The organism is Actinoplanes cyaneus, from assembly GCF_016862095.1.
GTDB lineage: Bacteria > Actinomycetota > Actinomycetes > Mycobacteriales > Micromonosporaceae > Actinoplanes > Actinoplanes cyaneus.
In genome coordinates this window covers 189,104-206,655 of the sequence record NZ_BOMH01000039.1, presented here as the reverse complement: position 1 = coordinate 206,655, position 17,552 = coordinate 189,104, and the positions used below count along the sequence as shown (strand labels likewise).

Here is a 17,552-nt window from a genome sequence, read left to right as displayed (position 1 = left end):
TCCTCATGGCTGTTATGAGGCACGAATAACAGCCATGAGGACCAGCCGGGAAGCGGGACGCGCGCGGCGGCCCGGAGCGGCGCGGACCTCGCGTGGAGCACGCACGGGAGTCGGCTCGTAGCCTGCGCGCGGGCGTGCTCATGGGCGTACGCGCGAATTGGTTGCTTGATCGAGGGGCCGTCGGCGTACGCGGAATCGGTTGGTCAGTCGAAGAGGGCGCCGACGGTGCCGTCGACCGGGCGCCCGCGCGCTGCCAGCTCGTCCGCCTGGTACTTGAGGATCGCGCCCAGCTCCCGCATGTCCGCAGCGGCGACGCCGGTGCGCTTCACCGCGTCCGCCGCGTTGCGGAACCAGGTCCGGGTGAGCAGCCCGGCGACCAGCGCGGCGTGCACCCGGGCGTCGGCGATCATGACGAGTGCGGCCTCCGTGTCACACCACTGGGTGAGCCTGATCGCCCGCCGGCGCGCGCCGTTCGCGGTCGCCCAGTCGTGCCGGGCGAGCTGGGTGAACTCGGCCGGCCGCGCCTCGCCGAGCAGGTTCTGGTGGGCCTCGCGCAGCTCGGCGAAGCAGTCCTTCGGGTCGTGCAGCGCGAACGTGGTCATGTACCGATCGGCGAGCAACGGCCACCGCGGGGTCAGCTGCCGTGCCTTGACCAGCGCCTCGTCGGCGGCCAGCACCTCCAGCTCGACCGGGATCCCCTCGACCTTGCGCAGCGTCGGCCGCGGGCCGCTGCGCGGGCGGTGGGTGAGGACCACCAGGTTCACGTCGCTGGTGTCCGTGTCGTCGCCGTGCGCGAGTGAGCCGCGCACCCCGACCGCCTGCACCTCGGACGGCCACCGGCGTTGCACGGCGTCGGCGAGCCGGAGGGCGAGGGCACCGCGCGGGGAGGTGGTGTCGATCTCCTCGATCACCACCCCATTGTCGGTCCTCAGGCGGCCGGGCGGCCCGGAAAGACCAGGGTCAGCGGGGTGACCTGGGCGAGTTTGCGCCACTTCGTCGCGCGAATCGCGGAGTCCGTCAACGCCGACAACGCGTCGACCCGCTGGGTGCTCTCGGTGACCGGCAGCACGACCCGCCACGCCTGGGCGACGCCGTCCTCGATCTGGATGGCGAGTTTGAGCGCGGTCGCCCGGTCCTGCACCGGGAACGGCAGCTCGTAGCCGGCCGGGGTGGGCGCGGTGCTCGCCTTGAGCGTGGCCAGTTGCTCCACCAGGTCGTCGCGGCGTGCCCGGTGGGTGTCCTCGGCGGCCCGGGCCTGATCCTGCTCGGTGCCCTCGGTCAGGTGGACGCCGATCAATCCGTACGCCCAGATGGCCGCGTCCTCGGCGGCGAGAGCCGAGGAGAGTTCTTCTTTCACGTTCCGAAAACTAGCGCAGCGCCTCGGCGTGGGTGGCGCGGGCGGCCGCGATCGATCCGGTCAGCGCGGCCCGGGCGGCCGGGGCGGCCTTGCAGGCGGCGGCCGCGGTCTTCTGCGCGGCCAGCTCGGCGGCGCGCAGGCCGGCCACATCGCCGGCGGGGGCGGCTGCCCCGGACGGTGCGGCCGCGCCGCTCGGCAGGGTCGTGCCGATCACCTTGGCGAGCTCGGCCGCGTGCGCCCGGTGCGCCTGGCTCAGCGGGGTGAGTCGCGCGCTCAGCGACTGGTCGGTGAGGATCACCCGGTCGTACGCCGAGGCGAGCGCGAGGGCCTCGGCCAGCACCGGCTGCAGCGCGTCCGGCTCCTTGACCGGCTCCGGATCGTCGTCGAAGAGCCCGCAACCGCTCAGCGTGACCAGGCCGGTCAGGGCGCCGCCCGCGCCCAGCACCCGGCGGCGGGTGTGTCGTGAATCGCTCATCCGCACCGCGTCAGTCAACACCATCCCCCCGTCAGGATGAAGTGCCGGGCGGTTGACCTGCGGATCAGGTGGTTTTGGTGCGGCGCTGCGCCGACCGGCCGGTCGGCACGTTACGCTCTGCGTCAGCCGCGGGGCCACGGACTGCCCGGCGGCATATAGTCGTTGCAGCACAAAAGTAGGGGAGAGGTCGAGCCCGATGACGCAGCGTGGTCGCGCCGGGGCCCGGCCCGGTGGTCGCCCGAGTGGCCGGCGGAGCCGGCCGGAGCCGGACACCCGGAGCACTCCCGTCGCTCCGCGGATCGATCTGACCGCGGCCCGCGCCCGGCTGCGCGAGGTCGTCGAGCCGGTCGTCACCAAGGCCGGTTACGACCTGGAGGATCTGTCGCTGACCCGGGCCGGTCGCCGGTTCGTGGTGCGGGTGATGATCGACGCCGACGGCGGGATCGGCCTGGACGACGTGGCCACCGTCTCCCGGGAGATCTCCGAGGCCCTGGATGCCGCGGATGAGCAGGGCGGCGAGCTCCTCGCGGGGGAGTATCAACTGGAGGTCGGCTCGCCCGGGGTGGACCGGCCGCTGACCCTGCCCCGGCACTGGCGCCGCAACGTCGGGCGCCTGGTCGCGGTGAACGGGGTGACCGGCCGGGTGCTGCGCACCGACGACGACGGCGTGACCCTCGACGTGGACGGCAAGGAGCGCCCGGTGGCCTGGGCCGACCTGGGCGCGGGCAAGGTCCAGATCGAGTTCAAGCGGATTGACGACGCCGACTTCGGTGACGAGGACGGCGACGATGACGACGAAGACGATGACGAAGACGAAGGGGAGGGCGAGGAATGAACATCGACCTCGCGGCGCTGCGCGCCCTGGAGCGCGAGCGGGAGATCCCGTTCGACACGATCCTCGCGGCGATCGAGACCGCGCTGCTCACGGCGTACCGGCACACGGACGGCGCGGAGAGCCACGCCCGGGTGGAGATCGACCGCAAGAGCGGCGTCGCCTCCGTGCTGGCGCAGGAGCTGGACGCGGACGGCACTGTCGTCCGTGAGTGGGACGACACACCGCACGACTTCGGCCGGATCGCCGCGATGACCGCCAAGCAGGTCATCCTGCAGCGGCTCCGGGAGGCCACCGACGAGCAGCACTTCGGGGAGTATGCGGGGCGCGACGGTGACCTGGTCACCGGCGTGGTGCAGGCCGACGCCGCCCGCGCCGAGAAGGGCATCGTGATCGTCGACCTGGGCAAGCTCGAGGCGGTTCTGCCGCAGTCCGAGCAGGTGCCGGGGGAGTCGTACGAGCACGGGTCCCGCCTGCGCTGCATCGTGGTGCACGTGGCGAAGGGTTTCCGCGGCCCGCAGATCACCCTGTCTCGCTCGCACCCGGCGCTGGTGAAGAAGCTGTTCGCCCTCGAGGTGCCGGAGATCGCCGACGGCACCGTGGAGATCGCCGCGATCGCGCGTGAGTCCGGTCACCGTACGAAGATCGCGGTGCGCTCGACCGTGCAGGGCGTGAACGCCAAGGGTGCCTGCATCGGCCCGATGGGCCAGCGGGTCCGCGCGGTGATGAGCGAGCTGCACGGTGAGAAAATCGACATCATCGACTGGTCGGACGATCCCGCCCAGTTCGTCGGCAACGCGCTCTCGCCGGCGAAAGCACTGCGGGTCGACGTCGTGGATCTTTCCACCCGGACGGCCAGGGTGACGGTGCCCGATTTCCAGTTGTCCCTGGCCATCGGCCGGGAGGGGCAGAACGCTCGGCTCGCCGCCCGGCTCACCGGGTGGCGCATCGACATCCGCCCGGACAACGAACCTGCTCAAGTCGCGGACCGTGATGCGGCCGAGGCGGGGAACTGACCGGATACGCGGTCGCCGCGATCGAGGGGTAGACTTGCTCTCGGTCGGCCCGACGCGAACCTGCGTCGGCTGCCGCAAACGCGCGCCGGCCGCATCATTGCTGCGGTTCGTCGCGGCCGGATCCGGGAAAGACCTCCGGCTTCAGCCCGATCCAAGCCGCCGACTGCCGGGCCGGGGAGCACATGTGCATCCCGATCCGGTCTGCTTCGGGCAGGCGGAGCGACGTCGCGCTTTCGGGCGTGCGTTGCGTCTCACCGGTGTTGCTGACGCCGGACTGCTTGCCGAGCACATCCGAACGGTCTCCGTGCCGTCCGGAACCACTGATGACGAGGCGTTGCTGCCCCGTCACGACCCAGCAAGGTAGGACGACCCAGATGAGCACTCGATGAAGTCCCTGAAATGACCAGGCTTCTAGTGCACGAGTGAGGTCGATGCGGGTACTGCTCGCACGACCTCGAGATGAGGAGTGCAGTGCCAGGCAAGGCCCGCGTTCACGAGCTCGCCAAAGAGCTCGGGGTCGACAGCAAGACCGTGCTCGCCACATTGAAGGACATGGGCGAGTTCGTTAAGTCCGCATCCAGCACCGTCGAGGCCCCGGTGGCCCGGCGGCTCCGTGGCGCCCTCGAGGCGGCCGGCAGCGTCCCCGCGGCTCCGTCCGCGCCGGCCGCGGCCAGCCCCGCCCCGTCCGGTGGCGCCGCTCCGTCCGGGGCCCCACGGCCCGGTCCGCCGAGCGTCCGGCCTCAGCCGCCGCGCCGGCCCGGACCGACGCCCGGCCCCGGCCCGTCCGGTAACGTTCCGACCTCCCCGGCGGCTCCGGCTTCGATGCCGTCCCCCGGGCCGGCCGCTCGTCCGAACACGCCGATGCCCGGTCGTCCGGGTCCGCGTCCGGGTCCGGTCAGCAAGCCGGCCAGCGCGCACGACATCGAGGTGGCGGCCGCCGAGGCGCGCGCCTCGGCGCTGAAGGCCGAGCAGGAAGCCTCCGTCAAGGCGGCTCAGGCTGCTCAGGCCGCCCGCACCCGGGATGCCGAGCGCCGCGAGACCGAGCGCCGGAACAACCCGCAGGCCCCGCCGGCTCCGGCCGAGGGTGGTCCGCGTCCCGCCACGCGTGGTCCCGGTGGCATGGCTCCGCGTCCGGGTTCCCCGGCCGCCGGCCGCGCCGGTGGTGGCCAGGGTGGCCCCGGTGGCCCCCGTCCCGGTCCCGCCGGTGGCGCTCCGCGTCCGCCCGCGCGTGGCCCGGGCAACAACCCGTTCGGTGTCTCCGGTGGTGGCGCAGGTCGTCCGTCGCCGGCTTCGATGCCGCGTCCCAACCAGCCCGGCATGCCGCCGCGGCCGAGCCCGGCGTCGATGCCGCCGCGGCCCAGCCCCGCGTCCATGCCGTCGCAGCGTCCCGCCGGTCCCGGCGCAGGTCGCGGCGGTCCCGGTGGTGGCGCCGGTCGTCCCGGCGGTCCCGGCGCAGGTCGTGGCGGTCCCGGCGGTGGCGGTGGCGGCTTCCGTCCCGGTGGCGGCGGCGGTGGCGGTGGCTTCCGTGGCGGTCCCGGTGGGGGCGGCGGCGGTGGCGGTTTCCGTCCCGGCGGTGGCGGCGGTGGCGGTTTCCGTCCCGGTGGCGGTGGCCCCGGTGGCGGTGGCGGCGGTCCCGTCGGCGCTGGTGCTCCGGGTCGTCCCGGTGGCGCCGGTGGTCGCGGTCGTGGCGGTGGCGCGGCGGGTGCCTTCGGGCGTCCCGGCGGCCGGCCGACGCGTGGCCGCAAGTCGAAGAAGCAGCGGCGTCAAGAGTTCGACAACCTGTCGGCTCCGCAGATGAGCTCGGGCGCTCCGCGCGGTCAGGGTCAGGAGATCCGGCTGTCGCGTGGTGCCTCGCTGTCCGACTTCGCCGACAAGATCAACGCGAACCCGGGCTCGCTCGTCCAGGAGATGTTCAACCTGGGTGAGATGGTCACGGCGACGCAGTCGGTCTCCGACGACACACTGCTGCTGCTCGGTGAGCACCTCGGCTTCGACGTCAAGATCGTCAGCCCCGAGGACGAGGACCGTGAGCTGCTCGCGCAGTTCAACATCAACCTCGACGCCGAGGTGGCGGAGGACCGTCTGGTCACCCGTCCCCCGGTCGTGACGGTGATGGGTCACGTCGACCACGGTAAGACGAAGCTGCTCGACGCGATCCGCAAGACCAACGTGGTCGCCGGCGAGGCGGGTGGCATCACCCAGCACATCGGCGCCTACCAGGTTGTCGTCCCGCACCAGGGCGAAGAGCGGGCGATCACCTTCATCGACACCCCGGGTCACGAGGCGTTCACCGCCATGCGTGCTCGTGGTGCCCAGGTCACCGACATCGTCATCCTCGTGGTGGCGGCGGACGACGGCGTGATGCCGCAGACGGTCGAGGCGCTCAACCACGCCAAGGCCGCCGAGGTGCCGATCGTGGTCGCGGTGAACAAGGTCGACAAGCCCGACGCCAACCCGGACAAGGTCCGGCAGCAGCTGACGGACTACGGCCTGCTCGCCGAGGAGTACGGCGGCGACACCATGTTCGTCAACGTCGCGGCGAAGCCCGGCATCGGCATCGACGACCTCCTCGAGGCCATCCTGCTGACCGCCGACGCGTCGCTGGAGCTGACCGCCCCGATCGACGGCCCCGCTCAGGGTGTCGCGGTCGAGGCTCACCTCGACAAGGGCCGCGGCGCCGTCGCGACCGTCCTGGTGCAGAAGGGCACGCTGCGGGCCGGCGACTCGATCGTGGCGGGTGGCGCGCACGGTCGCGTCCGCGCCATGCTCGACGAGAACGGCAAGCAGGTCGCCGAGGCCGGTCCGGCCCGTCCGGTGCTGGTCCTGGGTCTGACGTCGGTGCCCAGCGCCGGCGACACGTTCCTGGCCGCCGAGGACGACCGCACGGTCCGCCAGATCGCCGAGCAGCGTCAGGCCCGCCGTCGTGCGGCAGCCTTCGCCAACTCGGGCGCCAAGGCCACTCTCGAGACGCTCATGGCCCAGCTGAAGGAGGGCGAGAAGACCTCGCTCACGCTGGTCATCAAGGGCGACAGCTCGGGTTCGGTCGAGGCTCTCGAAGACGCGCTGTTCAAGATCGAGATCCCGGACGAGATCCAGCTCAAGGTCATCCACCGCGGTGTCGGTGCGATCACCGAGAGCGACGTCAACCTGGCGTCGGCCTCGTCCGAGCAGACCGCGACGATCATCGGCTTCAATGTCCGGGCCTCGAACAAGGTCAAGGAGATGGCCGACCGCGCCGGCGTGGAGATCCGCTACTACAGCGTGATCTACCAGGCCATCGAGGAGATCGAGGCGGCGCTCAAGGGCCTGCTCAAGCCGGAGTACGAAGAGGTCGAGCTGGGCACGGCGGAGATCCGCGAGGTCTTCCGCTCGTCCAAGATCGGTCTGATCGCCGGCTGTATCGTCCGGACGGGTCTGATCCGCCGCAACTCCAAGGCGCGGATCATCCGAGAGGGCACGGTCGTGGCGGAGAACGTCACGATCAGCTCGCTCAAGCGGTTCAAGGACGACGCGACCGAGGTCCGCGAGGGCTTCGAGTGTGGTCTGACGTTCGGTGGTTTCGGCACGCCGCAGATCGGCGACGTGATCGAGACCTTCGAGATGCGCGAGAAGCCGCGGGCCTGATCCCCGGCTTTCGAAAGGCCCCGGCGGGTTACCCGCCGGGGCCTTTCCCATTCGCCGCTGGGAGGATAGGCGGCATGTCCCGTTACGCCATGCTGCTCGCCCCGTCCGCCAACCGCGTCTACGCCGACCAGGCGTCCCGCATGTCCCAGGCGGAGCTGGCCGCGTTCACCCCGGTGCTCTCCGCCGCGCCGGACGAGATCGGGGCCACCACGATCGGCGGTGTGGAGTACCTGACGTTCACCGCCGACCTGAGCCCGCGGGACATCGCCTACGTGTCCAACCTGTCCTCGGCGTACGCGCTTTTCGAGCTGGCCGGTGACGATCTGCTGCGCCCGCACACGCTGACGCCCCTGGCGCGCTACGACAGCGATCTGATCACCATCCCGAAGTACGCGGGCAAGACCAACGAGCAGTTCACCAAGCTGGTGCTGAACCTCACCCTGCTCGCGTCGGCGTCCGCGGAGAAGATGCTGGACGGCCACCTCACCGTGCTCGACCCGCTCTGCGGCCGGGGGACGACCCTCAACCAGGCCCTGATGTACGGCTACGACGCGCTCGGCGTGGAGATCGACGGCAAGGACGTCGAGGCGTACAAGCTGTTCCTGCAGACCTGGCTCAAGCGCAAGCGGCTCAAGCACACCGCCGAGCTGGTGCCGATGCGCCGCCAGGGTCGCCGGGCCGCCCGCCGTCTCGAGGTCACGATGGCCGCCAGCAAGGACGACCACAAGGCCGGCGCCGTGCAGAAGGTGACGGTGCTGCACGCCGACACCACGCAGCTCGACGGCCTGCTCCGGGGCAACGTGGCGGACGTGCTGGTCACCGACCTGCCGTACGGGGTGGCGCACGGCTCCTACGACGACGCCGGCGGCATCTCGCGCCGCCCGCTGGACCTGCTGGAGCGGGCCGTGCCGGAGTGGCTGCCGCTGCTGCGTCCCGGCGGTGCGATCGGGCTCTCCTGGAATACCAAGGTGGCCCGGCGCGAGCAGGCCGAGGACATCCTGCTGGCCGCCGGCCTCGACCTGGTGGAGTACGGCTATCTGGAGCACCGCGTCGACCAGGGCATCGAGCGTGACGTCATCGTCGCGCGGAAAAGGAGCTGACCGGCGGCGGCACACGGCGTAGCCTTCTTCGCTGATGTATACCGAGACTGCAGTCTTCGATTTGCTCCTACCCGGTGACGCGCAATCACTCAAGCAGAAGCGCTCGTACGTCCGCCCGATCATCGCGATGCTGAAGAAGTTCGAGGTGAGCGCCGCCGAGGTCGGGTTCCACGACCTGCACGGCAGGGCACAGATCGGGGTGGCGGTGGTCGCCCCGGATCCCGCGCAGGCCCGGTCGGTGATCGACACCTGCGAGCACCAGATGGCCGGCCGCCCGGAGATCGAGTTGTTGTCGGTCAAGCGCCGCCTTTACGGCGACGACGACTGAAAACCGGGGTGGGTAGGCTTCAGCAGTTGGGGCGGGGGCAACGTTGACCCGCGGGTTACACAGTCGGAGGTGGGCGAGATGTCGGATCCGGCCAAGACGCGACGGCACGCTGAGCGTGTTCGTGAGCTGGTGGCCTCGCTGGTGCGGGAGATCAAGGATCCCCGCCTCGGCATGGTGACGGTCACGGACGCCCGGATCACCGGTGACCTCCGTGAGGCGACCGTGTTCTACACCGTCCTGGGCGATGCGACCGAGCAGGCGTCCACGGCGGCGGCGCTGGAGAGCGCCAAGGGCATGCTGCGCAGCCGGGTCGGTCACGCGCTGGGGCTGCGGCACTCGCCGAGCCTGGCGTTCAAGGCCGACAACGTGCAGGAGAACGTCAAGGAGATCGACGACCTGCTGGCCGCCGCGCGGCACCGGGACGAGGAGGTCCAGCGGCTCGCCGCCGGTAAGCAGTACGCCGGCGACCCGGACCCGTACAAGGCCGAGGAGCCCGAGGACGAGGACGAGTCCGAGCGGGTGGGAGCCCGCGAGGACCTCGGGTGACACTGCCGTCGACCGGGCCCGCCGCCGAGCAGTGGGAGGCCGCCGTCGCGGCGGTCCGCGCGCTCGGCGGCGACGCCGGGATCCAGCTGATCTGCCACGTCAGCCCGGACGGGGACGCGCTCGGCAGCATGCTCGGTTTCGGGCTTGCGCTGCGGCGGCTGGGGTTCACCCGGGTGCGGGCGACGTTCCCGGGCGAGTTCCGCGTGCCCACGCCGTACGCGGAGCTGCCGGGTGTCGATCTTCTGGTTCCGGAGGCGGAGGCCTTCACCGACCCCGCGCTCGTCCTGGTCTTCGACGTGGCCGCCGAGTCGCGGATGGGTGGCCTCGCCGGCCTGGTCGCGGCGGCGCCGGTCAGCGTCGTGCTCGACCATCACGCGTCGAACACCGGTTTCGGCACGATCCGGCTGGTGGACCCGCGCGCCGCGGCCACCTCGGTGCTCGCCGAGCAGCTCGTCACCCGGCTCGGGGTGCCGCTGGACGCGGAGATCGCCGAGTGCTTCTACGTGGCGCTGGCGACCGACACCGGGTCGTTCAAGTTCGAGGCGACGACGGTCGCGGTGCACGAGCTGGCCGCCCGGCTGATCGCCACCGGGCTGCGCCCCGGTGACATCTCCCGGCGCATCTTCGACACCCGGCCGTTCGGGGCGATGAAGCTGACCGGCGAGGTGCTGGGCCGGGCGGTGCTCGAGCCGTCCGCGGCGGGTGGGCGCGGCCTGGTCTGGACCTATGCCACGCTGGCCGATCTGGAGAGGCACGATCAGCCGCCGTACGTGCTGGACACGCTGATCGATCCGGTGCGATCGGCAGCCGAGGCCGATGTGGCGCTGCTCGTGAAGCAGGTGGCCGAGCGCGAGTGGGCGGTGTCGCTGCGGAGCAAGGGCGCGGTCGACGTGAGCCGCCTCGCGATGTCCCAGGGTGGCGGGGGCCACCGGCTCGCTGCCGGCTTCACCGGGTACGGGGAGCCGGGTGACGTGGTGGACACGGTGCGTCGGCTACTTGACGATTATCTGAGTTGACGTCGTTTCACCAGTTCACAGGGGGTCGTCCGGACGGGCGGCCCCCTTCGTTTCTTCCCGGATCGCGGGAACCGCCGTGCGCTGAGGTGATTGAACGTTAGTTTGGGTCCTGAACGGTGATTTGGTTTTGCGCGGCTGACACCTTCCGCCTCCCGCGAGACCGCGAGCCGCCCGGGTTCACCAGCCCGGGTCCGCGTCACCCCGCCAGGCGTCCGGCGACCCCGGACCGGCACATGTGACGCCCCGCTCGACCGCTTCCGGGCGTCCCGCAGGCGCGGGCGCCCCCACCACACCGTGGAAGGAACCTCTCATGGCTGCCAAGCCGAAGCCTCAGCCCTCCGAAGATGCCCGTGAGCAGGCCCGCCGTGCGCTGCAGACCTCACTGGACACGCGTCAGTAGGGTAAGGGTCACCACCCTGTTGTAATCCTTACCGCTGGGCGGGCATCATGGGACACCATGAGCCCGTCTGCCCAGCCGCGCGCCGGTTCCCGTCAGATCGTCCGGCTGGCCCTGCCGGCCCTCGTGGTGCTCGCCGCCGAGCCGCTCTACGTGCTGGTGGACACCGCCGTGGTCGGCCATCTCGGGTCGATCCCGCTCGGCGCGGTCGCGGTCGGCGGCACCGTGATGTCGATCGCCGCCTGGTTCGGCGCCCTGATGGCGTACGGGACGACCGGACGCGCCGCCCGCCGCTTCGGCGCGGGTGACCGCCCGGCCGCCGTCGCCGAAGGGGTCCAGGCCTCCTGGCTCGCGCTGGGGCTGGGCGTGATCCTGGCGGTGCTCGGCCTGACCCTCGCCGGTCCGCTCGCGCACGCCCTGGCCGGCAACCCGCAGACCGCGGACGCCGCCGCCGGCTGGTTGCGGATCGCCGCGCTCGGCGGCCCCGGGCTGCTGCTCGCCGCCGCCGGCAACGGCTGGATGCGCGGCGTCCAGGACACCCGGCGGCCGCTGTTCATCGTGCTCGGGGCGAACGTGCTCTCCGCGGTCCTCTGCCCGGTGCTGGTCTTCTCGGCCGGGCTGGGCCTGACCGGCTCGGCGATCGCGAACGTGACCGCCCAGTCCATCGGCGGCGCCCTGTTCCTGCTGGCGCTCGTCCGCGAGACCCGGCAGCTGCGCCCGGTGCCGTCGGTCATCCTCGGGCAGGTCGTGCTCGGTCGTGACCTGCTGATCCGGGGCGCCGCGTTCCAGGCGTGCTTCCTCTCCGCGACCGCTGTGGCCTCCCGCTTCGGGATCGCGGCGGTCGGGGCGCACCAGATCGCGCTGCAACTCTGGTTCTTCGCCGCGCTCGCCCTGGACGCGGTCGCGATCGCCGCGCAGTCGCTGGTCGGGGCGGCCCTCGGCGCCGGGGACGCGGACCAGGCCCGCGACGTGGCCCGCCGGGTCACCATCGCCGGCGGTGTCGCGGCCATTGGCTTCGCCGCGCTGGTCGCGCTCGGGGCACCGGTCATCCCCGGCTGGTTCACCGACGACCAGGCGGTGATCGATCAGACGGCGATCGTGTGGCCGTGGTTCATCGCGCTGCTGCCGTTCGCCGGGGTGGTCTACGCGCTCGACGGTGTCCTGATCGGCGCGGGTGACGTCGCCTACCTGCGGGTGACCACGATTCTGGCGGCGCTGCTCGGCTTCCTGCCGATGATCTGGCTGGCGTACGCGTTCGACCTCGGACTCGGCGGCGTGTGGGCCGGGCTCGCGCTGTTCATCGCGGCGCGTCTGCTCGCGACGGTGTCCCGCTGGCGCTCACCCCGCTGGACCGTCGTCGGCGCCACCCGCTGACCCGCGCTCGCCGCGTCGAAGCACCCCCGCGGCCCCGTGGTCAGGGGCCGTACGGCACGTCGGAAGGACCCCGGTGAGCCAGCCGGGAGGTGGGTGGCCGGGCGCGGGCCATAGGGTGGGGTCGTGAACGTGGATGGGCTGATCGTGGTCGACAAACCCGCAGGAATGACCTCGCACGACGTCGTGTCGCGGATCCGGCGCCTGGCGAAGACGCGTCGCGTCGGTCACGGCGGCACCCTGGATCCGATGGCCACCGGCGTCCTGATCATCGGGGTGAACCGAGCGACGCGCCTGCTCACGTATGTGATCGGCGCGCAGAAGAGCTACACCGCGACGATCCGCCTGGGCCAGTCGACGGTCACCGACGACGCGGAGGGCGAGGTCACCGCGACGACGCCGACCGACGGCGTGACCGAGGAGGCGATCCGCGCGCAACTCGCCACCCAGGTGGGGGAGATCGACCAGGTCCCCAGCGCGGTCAGCGCCATCAAGATCAACGGTGAGCGTGCCTACAAACGGGTCCGCGACGGTGAGACGGTGGACATCCCGGCCCGCCGGGTCACCATCCACGCCCTGGACGTCCTGCGGGTGCGGGCACAGGACGACGTGATCGACATCGACGTCGACGTCTCCTGCTCGTCGGGCACCTACATCCGGGCGATCGCCCGTGACCTGGGCGCGGCGTTGCAGGTGGGAGGACATCTCACAGCATTGCGGCGTACGTCGGTGGGCGCCATGACCCTCGACGCGGCGTCCACCCTGGAGCAGCTCGAGGAACGCGCCCCCGACGTGATCGACCTGCCCATGTCGGAGGCGGCCCGGCGCGCGTTCCCCCAGCGTACGGCCACTGAGGAGGAGACCCGCACGCTGCGCCACGGGGGTCCGCTGAGCCCGGTCGGCATCGACGGGCCGTACGCGGTCTTCTCCCCGGAGGGCGACGTCCTGGCGATCGTCAGCGAGCGGGCCGGTCGTGCCCGCGCGGAGATCGTCCTGGCCCCCGCCTGAGCCTGAACAGCCACGCGACCTGATCCCGGCTCGGGCAGACAGCGCGCCCCCGCCCCCGGCTGGTCCTCATGGGCGTTATTCGTGCCTCATAACGCCCATGAGGACCAGCCGGAACCAGGCGGCGCGCCACAGCCCGGACCACCCGCGGCCTCGCGGGCCCGGCGCCACGGGCGTGGGCTCACGACGTACGCGCGAAGGCTTTTCGGCTCTTGAGGTGACGGGTCAGCCCTTGAGGTGACGGGCGACAGTGGCCACCAGGTCGGCCGCCGCATACGGCTTGTCCAGGAAGTCGTCGCAGCCGGCGTCGAGCGCCGCCTTCTGGTCCTGCGGAAGCACGCTCGCGGTCACCGCCACCACCACCGGTCTGGGGCGGTCCGGCGCGGGGTCGGCGGCGAGCTCGCGGGCAAGGGTCAGCCCGTTGCCGTCGGGCAGGTTGAGGTCGAGCAGGATCAGGTCGAACCCGCCGGCCCGCACGTTCTCCCGGGCCTCGCTGAGGGTGGTCGCGTCGACCAACTCGGCGTTGCGGACCGCGTCGACGCCGGCACGGGAGAGCACCGCCTTGACCAGCATCCGGTTCAGTTCCTCGTCCTCCACCAGGAGGATGCGGTGGGGATCGCTCACTGGTCCTCCTCGATCTCGGCGTGGACGGGCACGGGGTTGCGCAGCTGGATCGTGCCGGCCGGCGGGTGCGCGCCACCGCCGGTGCGGCGTGCCGCCGGGTGCGACGGGTGGTGCGGGATCGCCGGGTGCTGGGACGCCGGGTGGTGCCCGAGCAGCGGGGCGAGGCTGTCCCAGCCCGCGCCGCCGGCCATCGCCTCGGCGACGACCCCGCCGGCCATCGCGGTCGCGATCAGCGGGGCGTTGTCGCCGGGCGCGCGTTCGGCGAGCGCTGCGGCGCTGAGCCCGAGCACCGGGGTGTGCCGCCCGGACGGGTCCTGTTCGATCGCGGCGAGCAGGCTGAATCCGTCCTCGGACGGCGACTGCATGTCGCAGACGATCAGGTCGAAGTTCTCGGCGCGGCTGCGGGCCAGTCCGTCGCGCCCGTCGGCGCAGGCCACCACCTCGGCGCCGCCGGCGCGCAGGCCGTCCTCGATGGCGTGGCGGACCGCGTCGTCGTGGTCGATCACCAGCACGCGGGGGGCGGGCCGGGCGGCGATCGCGTTGGCGAGGGCGCTGAGCAGGGCCGGCTGGTCGACCGGCTTGATGAAGTAGTCGTGCGCGCCGAGGGCCAGCCCGGCCGCGGCCTCGTCGAGGATGCTGGCGAAGAACACCGGCACGCCGGCGAGCGCGGCGTCCGCCTTGAGCCGGCGGATCACCTCCCAGCCGGAGATGCCGGGCAGTTCGACGTCGAGCACGATCGCGTCCGGTCTGTGGGCGCGGGCGACGGCCAGGCCGCTCTCCCCGGTGCCGGCCACCCCGACGCGGTAGCCGGCGTTGGTCAGCTGGGTCTGCATCAGCTCGGCCGAGTGCGGGTCGTCCTCGACGAGCAGCACGTACGGCCCGTCGGCCGCCCCGGTGGCGCTGGGCCGGGCGACGGGCGCGGCCGGCAGGCGTACGGCGAAGGTGCTGCCCTGACCCGGCGCCGAGGTCAGCGTGATCTCGCCGCGGTGCGCCTCCACCAGCCGGCGTGTCAGCGCCAGCCCGAGACCGGTGCCCGCCTTGCGCCGATCCGGGTCGCCGACCTGCTGGAACTCCTCGAAGACCCGTTCCGCGTCGGTGTCGGCGATGCCCACCCCGGTGTCCGCGACGACGATGCACACGTCGGTGTCCGTCCCGGTCACCGTGATCGTGATGGTGCCGCCGTCCGGGGTGAACTTGATCGCGTTGGAGAGCAGGTTCTCCACGATCTGGCGCAGGCGGAGCCGATCGGCGAGCGCGGTGACCGCGGCCATGTCGGTCCGCACGGTCAGCCGTTTCTCGGAGAAGAGCGGGGTGATCGAGGTGAGCAGCTCCTCGACGGCGGTGTCCAACCGCACCGGGGCCAGCCGCAGGTCGATCCGCCCGGCCTCGACCTTGGCCAGGTCCAGGATGTCGTTGATCAGGCCGAGCAGGTGCCGCCCGCTGCCGTGGATGTGGTCGACCCAGTCGGCGGGCACGCGGCGGCGGTCGCCCTCCGGCTCCTCCAGGCGCATCAGGTCGCTGAATCCGATGATCGCGTTGAGCGGGGTGCGCAGCTCGTGGCTCATGTTCGCGAGAAAGTTGCTCTTCGCCTCGTTCGCCCTGGTCAGTGCCTCGACCGAGCGGCTCAGCTCGGTGGCGAGGCGGCGTTCGCGCACGGTCACCGCCTGGCGCCCGGCGAGGATCCCGGCCTGCCCGCCGAGCTCGGCCAGCAACCCCAGGTCGTCGTCGCTGAACAGGTTGCGGAACCGGTTGAACAGCAGCACCCAGCCTTCGACGTCGGGCGGGACCGGCATCCGCAGCACGGTCACGAAGTCGTCGCGCAACTCGTCGCCGAAGTGCCGCAGCAGCGCCGGTCCGCCCTCCCGCAGCCGCGCCGGGCGGCCCCGCCGGATCAGCGCGGACGGGTCGCCCTGGATCGGCTCGTCCGGCAGGTCGATCGGCGGGCCGGCGTACCCCGCCTGCTCCAGCGCCCCGTCCGCGCGGGGCAGCAGCACGGCGACCGCGTCCGCGCCGGTCTGGACGCGCATGATCTCGGTGTAGGTCTGCCAGACCTGCTCCGGTGAGTCGGCCGGCGCGCGCAGCAGCCGTTCGGTGATCGAGTGCGCGGCGGCGGCCGCGGCCAGCCTGCGCAGGCGTCGTGGCGGCACGAACGCGATGAGGTAGCCGAGCCCGCTGGCCAGCGCCATGATCCGGCTGACCGTCCGCCACTCCTGGCTGTCGGTGAGGGCGGCCGTGCCGATCAGCATGATCATGACGGCGAAGGCGAGGGTGGCGCCCGCCGCGGTCATCAGCCGGGCCCGGTTGGTGCCGGTCCGGGTGCGGGCCTTGCCGAAGAGCAGGATCGCCGCTGTCGCCTCGGCGCCCAGGAAGTAGATCACCGCCGTGACGATCAGCGGGTCCGGGATCGGGCGTCCCGCCAGGCTGATCAGCAGGGCCAGCCCGATCCAGCCGAGCAGCGTGCCGGTGCTGAGCGCGCGGGGCACGTGCCGCAGGCGGGCGGCCAGGCGCAGCGTCAGGTAGGGCTGGGCCATCAGTGGCACGGCGGTCAGCGCCCCGGTCCAGGCCGGCTTGTCGCCGATCGTCTGCCACAGCAGATCGAGCGCGAAGACCAGCGCGCACGGCCCGAAGACCAGGGTCAGGTCGCCCTGCAGGGGGTCGCGCCCCCGGAGGTAGCCGAGCAGCGCGCGCAGGAAGAGCACCGCGAAGGTGATCTCCGCGGCGAGCAGGACCAGGCGTGTCCACTCGTCGCTCATATCGGGCCCAATCGTACCGATCCGGGCGCGGCGCAGGAGGAATACGCGGTCGATACGCTATGGCTGACGACGAGGCTGAGGAGCTTTTCGATGCAGCGGTGGCGGGGATTGGAATCGGTTCCCGGTGGCTGGGGCCGGTCGGTGGTGACCATCGGCGTCTTCGACGGCGTGCACCGCGGCCACCAGGCGATCATCGGGCACGCGGTGAAGCGCGCCCGCGACATGGGCCTGCAGTCGGTCGTGATGACCTTCGACCCGCACCCCTCCGAGGTGGTCCGCCCGGGCTCGCACCCGGCGGTGCTGACCGAGTCGGTGCGCAAGGCGGAGCTGATCGAGCAGCTCGGGGTCGACGCGCTCTGCGTGGTGCCGTTCACGCCGGAGTTCTCCCGGCTCAGCCCGGACGAGTTCGTCCACGACGTGCTCGTGCAGGCGCTGCACGCGGCGGACGTGGTGGTCGGCGACAACTTCCGCTTCGGGCACAAGGCGGCCGGTGACGTCACGATGCTGGAGACCCTCGGGCGTACGTTCGGGTTCACCGTCGAGGAGGCCCCGCTGGTCTCGGCGGACGGGGTGGTGTTCTCCTCGACGTACATCCGTAGCTGTGTCGACGCCGGGGACGTGCGCGCCGCGGCCGCCGCGCTCGGCCGGCCGCACCGCCTGGCCGGTGTGGTGGTCCGCGGCGACCAGCGCGGTCGTGAGCTGGGCTTCCCGACGGCGAACCTGATGACTCACCGCTATGCGGCGGTGCCGGCCGACGGGGTCTACGCCGCCTGGCTGATCCGCGGCGGGGGGGACGCGGGGCGCTGGCCGGCCAGTGTGTCGATCGGTACCAATCCCACGTTCGAGGGGCGGGAACGGCGGGTGGAGGCGTACGCGTTGGGCTTCTCGGGTGACCTCTACGGCGAGCGGGTCAGCCTCGATTTCGTGGCGCACCTTCGTGAGCAGCGTAAATACGACGCGATCGAGCCGTTGATCGCTCAGATCAGGGCCGACGTGGAAGAGACCCGCGTGTTGCTCCGGTGACCCCCTGGTAGGGTTCATATGTTCCGCCACGCCTGCCCGACGCCGCGGGTTGCGGACAATTCCTTGAAGCGGCAACACAGAAGTT

16 protein-coding genes are annotated in these 17,552 nt (G+C 72.0%); 11 read left to right on the top strand and 5 right to left on the bottom strand.

Going from position 1 to position 17,552, the window contains the following annotated elements; genetic code table 11:
• Positions 1 to 203 precede the first annotated feature (203 nt).
• Genes Acy02nite_RS26690 through Acy02nite_RS26680 form a run of 3 tightly spaced genes read right to left on the bottom strand, consistent with a single transcriptional unit; the run spans position 204 to position 1,832 of the window.
• On the bottom strand, positions 204 to 911 hold the full coding sequence (locus tag Acy02nite_RS26690; RefSeq protein WP_307872295.1) for a nucleotidyltransferase domain-containing protein: 708 nt from the start codon (positions 909 to 911) through the stop codon (positions 204 to 206).
• Positions 912 to 928: 17 nt separating this feature from the next.
• A complete protein-coding gene (locus Acy02nite_RS26685) occupies positions 929 to 1,357 on the bottom strand; it encodes a ferritin-like domain-containing protein (RefSeq protein ID WP_203745252.1) in 429 nt (142 codons plus the stop codon).
• Positions 1,358 to 1,367: 10 nt separating this feature from the next.
• On the bottom strand, positions 1,368 to 1,832 hold the full coding sequence (locus Acy02nite_RS26680) for a hypothetical protein (protein ID WP_239175229.1): 465 nt from the start codon (positions 1,830 to 1,832) through the stop codon (positions 1,368 to 1,370).
• Positions 1,833 to 2,028: 196 nt separating this feature from the next.
• Between Acy02nite_RS26680 and rimP the strand changes: the two genes are divergently transcribed.
• The 10 genes from rimP to truB all read left to right on the top strand — a co-directional run bounded on the left by rimP (position 2,029) and on the right by truB (position 13,070).
• Positions 2,029 to 2,667 carry a ribosome maturation factor RimP gene (gene rimP / locus Acy02nite_RS26675; protein WP_203745248.1) on the top strand — a complete coding sequence of 213 codons (639 nt, stop codon included), beginning with the start codon at positions 2,029 to 2,031 and terminating at the stop codon, positions 2,665 to 2,667.
• Positions 2,664 to 3,680 carry a transcription termination factor NusA gene (nusA, locus tag Acy02nite_RS26670; protein WP_203745246.1) on the top strand — a complete coding sequence of 339 codons (1,017 nt, stop codon included), beginning with the start codon at positions 2,664 to 2,666 and terminating at the stop codon, positions 3,678 to 3,680. The genes rimP and nusA overlap by 4 nt, the downstream gene beginning before the upstream one ends.
• Complete coding sequence (locus Acy02nite_RS26665; protein WP_203745305.1) at positions 3,658 to 4,044, top strand: YlxR family protein; 387 nt, start codon at positions 3,658 to 3,660, stop codon at positions 4,042 to 4,044. The genes nusA and Acy02nite_RS26665 overlap by 23 nt, the downstream gene beginning before the upstream one ends.
• Before the next feature lie 107 nt (positions 4,045 to 4,151).
• Positions 4,152 to 7,304 carry a translation initiation factor IF-2 gene (infB, locus tag Acy02nite_RS26660; RefSeq protein WP_203745303.1) on the top strand — a complete coding sequence of 1,051 codons (3,153 nt, stop codon included), beginning with the start codon at positions 4,152 to 4,154 and terminating at the stop codon, positions 7,302 to 7,304.
• Positions 7,305 to 7,378: 74 nt separating this feature from the next.
• Entirely contained in the window at positions 7,379 to 8,404 is a 1,026-nt protein-coding gene (locus Acy02nite_RS26655; protein WP_203745244.1) for a TRM11 family SAM-dependent methyltransferase, read from the top strand.
• A 34-nt stretch (positions 8,405 to 8,438) separates the two neighbouring features.
• Positions 8,439 to 8,732 carry a DUF503 domain-containing protein gene (locus Acy02nite_RS26650; protein WP_203745242.1) on the top strand — a complete coding sequence of 98 codons (294 nt, stop codon included), beginning with the start codon at positions 8,439 to 8,441 and terminating at the stop codon, positions 8,730 to 8,732.
• Positions 8,733 to 8,810: 78 nt separating this feature from the next.
• The gene (rbfA, locus tag Acy02nite_RS26645; protein WP_203745240.1) at positions 8,811 to 9,278 is read left to right on the top strand and encodes a 30S ribosome-binding factor RbfA; all 468 of its coding nucleotides are present in this window, start codon (positions 8,811 to 8,813) and stop codon (positions 9,276 to 9,278) included.
• Positions 9,275 to 10,294 (top strand): DHH family phosphoesterase, encoded by a 1,020-nt coding sequence (locus Acy02nite_RS26640; RefSeq protein WP_203745238.1) that lies wholly within the window; start codon positions 9,275 to 9,277, stop codon positions 10,292 to 10,294. Before rbfA ends, Acy02nite_RS26640 begins: the two co-directional genes overlap by 4 nt.
• Before the next feature lie 457 nt (positions 10,295 to 10,751).
• Positions 10,752 to 12,065, top strand: coding sequence for an MATE family efflux transporter (locus Acy02nite_RS26635; protein ID WP_203745236.1), 1,314 nt, complete (start codon positions 10,752 to 10,754; stop codon positions 12,063 to 12,065).
• A 123-nt stretch (positions 12,066 to 12,188) separates the two neighbouring features.
• Positions 12,189 to 13,070: a tRNA pseudouridine(55) synthase TruB gene (gene truB / locus Acy02nite_RS26630; protein ID WP_203745234.1), complete on the top strand. Its 882-nt coding sequence runs from the start codon at positions 12,189 to 12,191 to the stop codon at positions 13,068 to 13,070.
• A gap of 222 nt (positions 13,071 to 13,292) precedes the next feature.
• Here the strand turns inward: truB and Acy02nite_RS26625 are convergent, their stop codons facing one another.
• Positions 13,293 to 13,691 (bottom strand): response regulator, encoded by a 399-nt coding sequence (locus tag Acy02nite_RS26625; RefSeq protein ID WP_239175228.1) that lies wholly within the window; start codon positions 13,689 to 13,691, stop codon positions 13,293 to 13,295.
• Complete coding sequence (locus Acy02nite_RS26620; RefSeq protein WP_203745231.1) at positions 13,688 to 16,444, bottom strand: ATP-binding response regulator; 2,757 nt, start codon at positions 16,442 to 16,444, stop codon at positions 13,688 to 13,690. Before Acy02nite_RS26620 ends, Acy02nite_RS26625 begins: the two co-directional genes overlap by 4 nt.
• Before the next feature lie 90 nt (positions 16,445 to 16,534).
• Between Acy02nite_RS26620 and Acy02nite_RS26615 the strand changes: the two genes are divergently transcribed.
• Entirely contained in the window at positions 16,535 to 17,467 is a 933-nt protein-coding gene (locus Acy02nite_RS26615) for a bifunctional riboflavin kinase/FAD synthetase (RefSeq protein WP_203745229.1), read from the top strand.
• Positions 17,468 to 17,552: the final 85 nt, after the last annotated feature.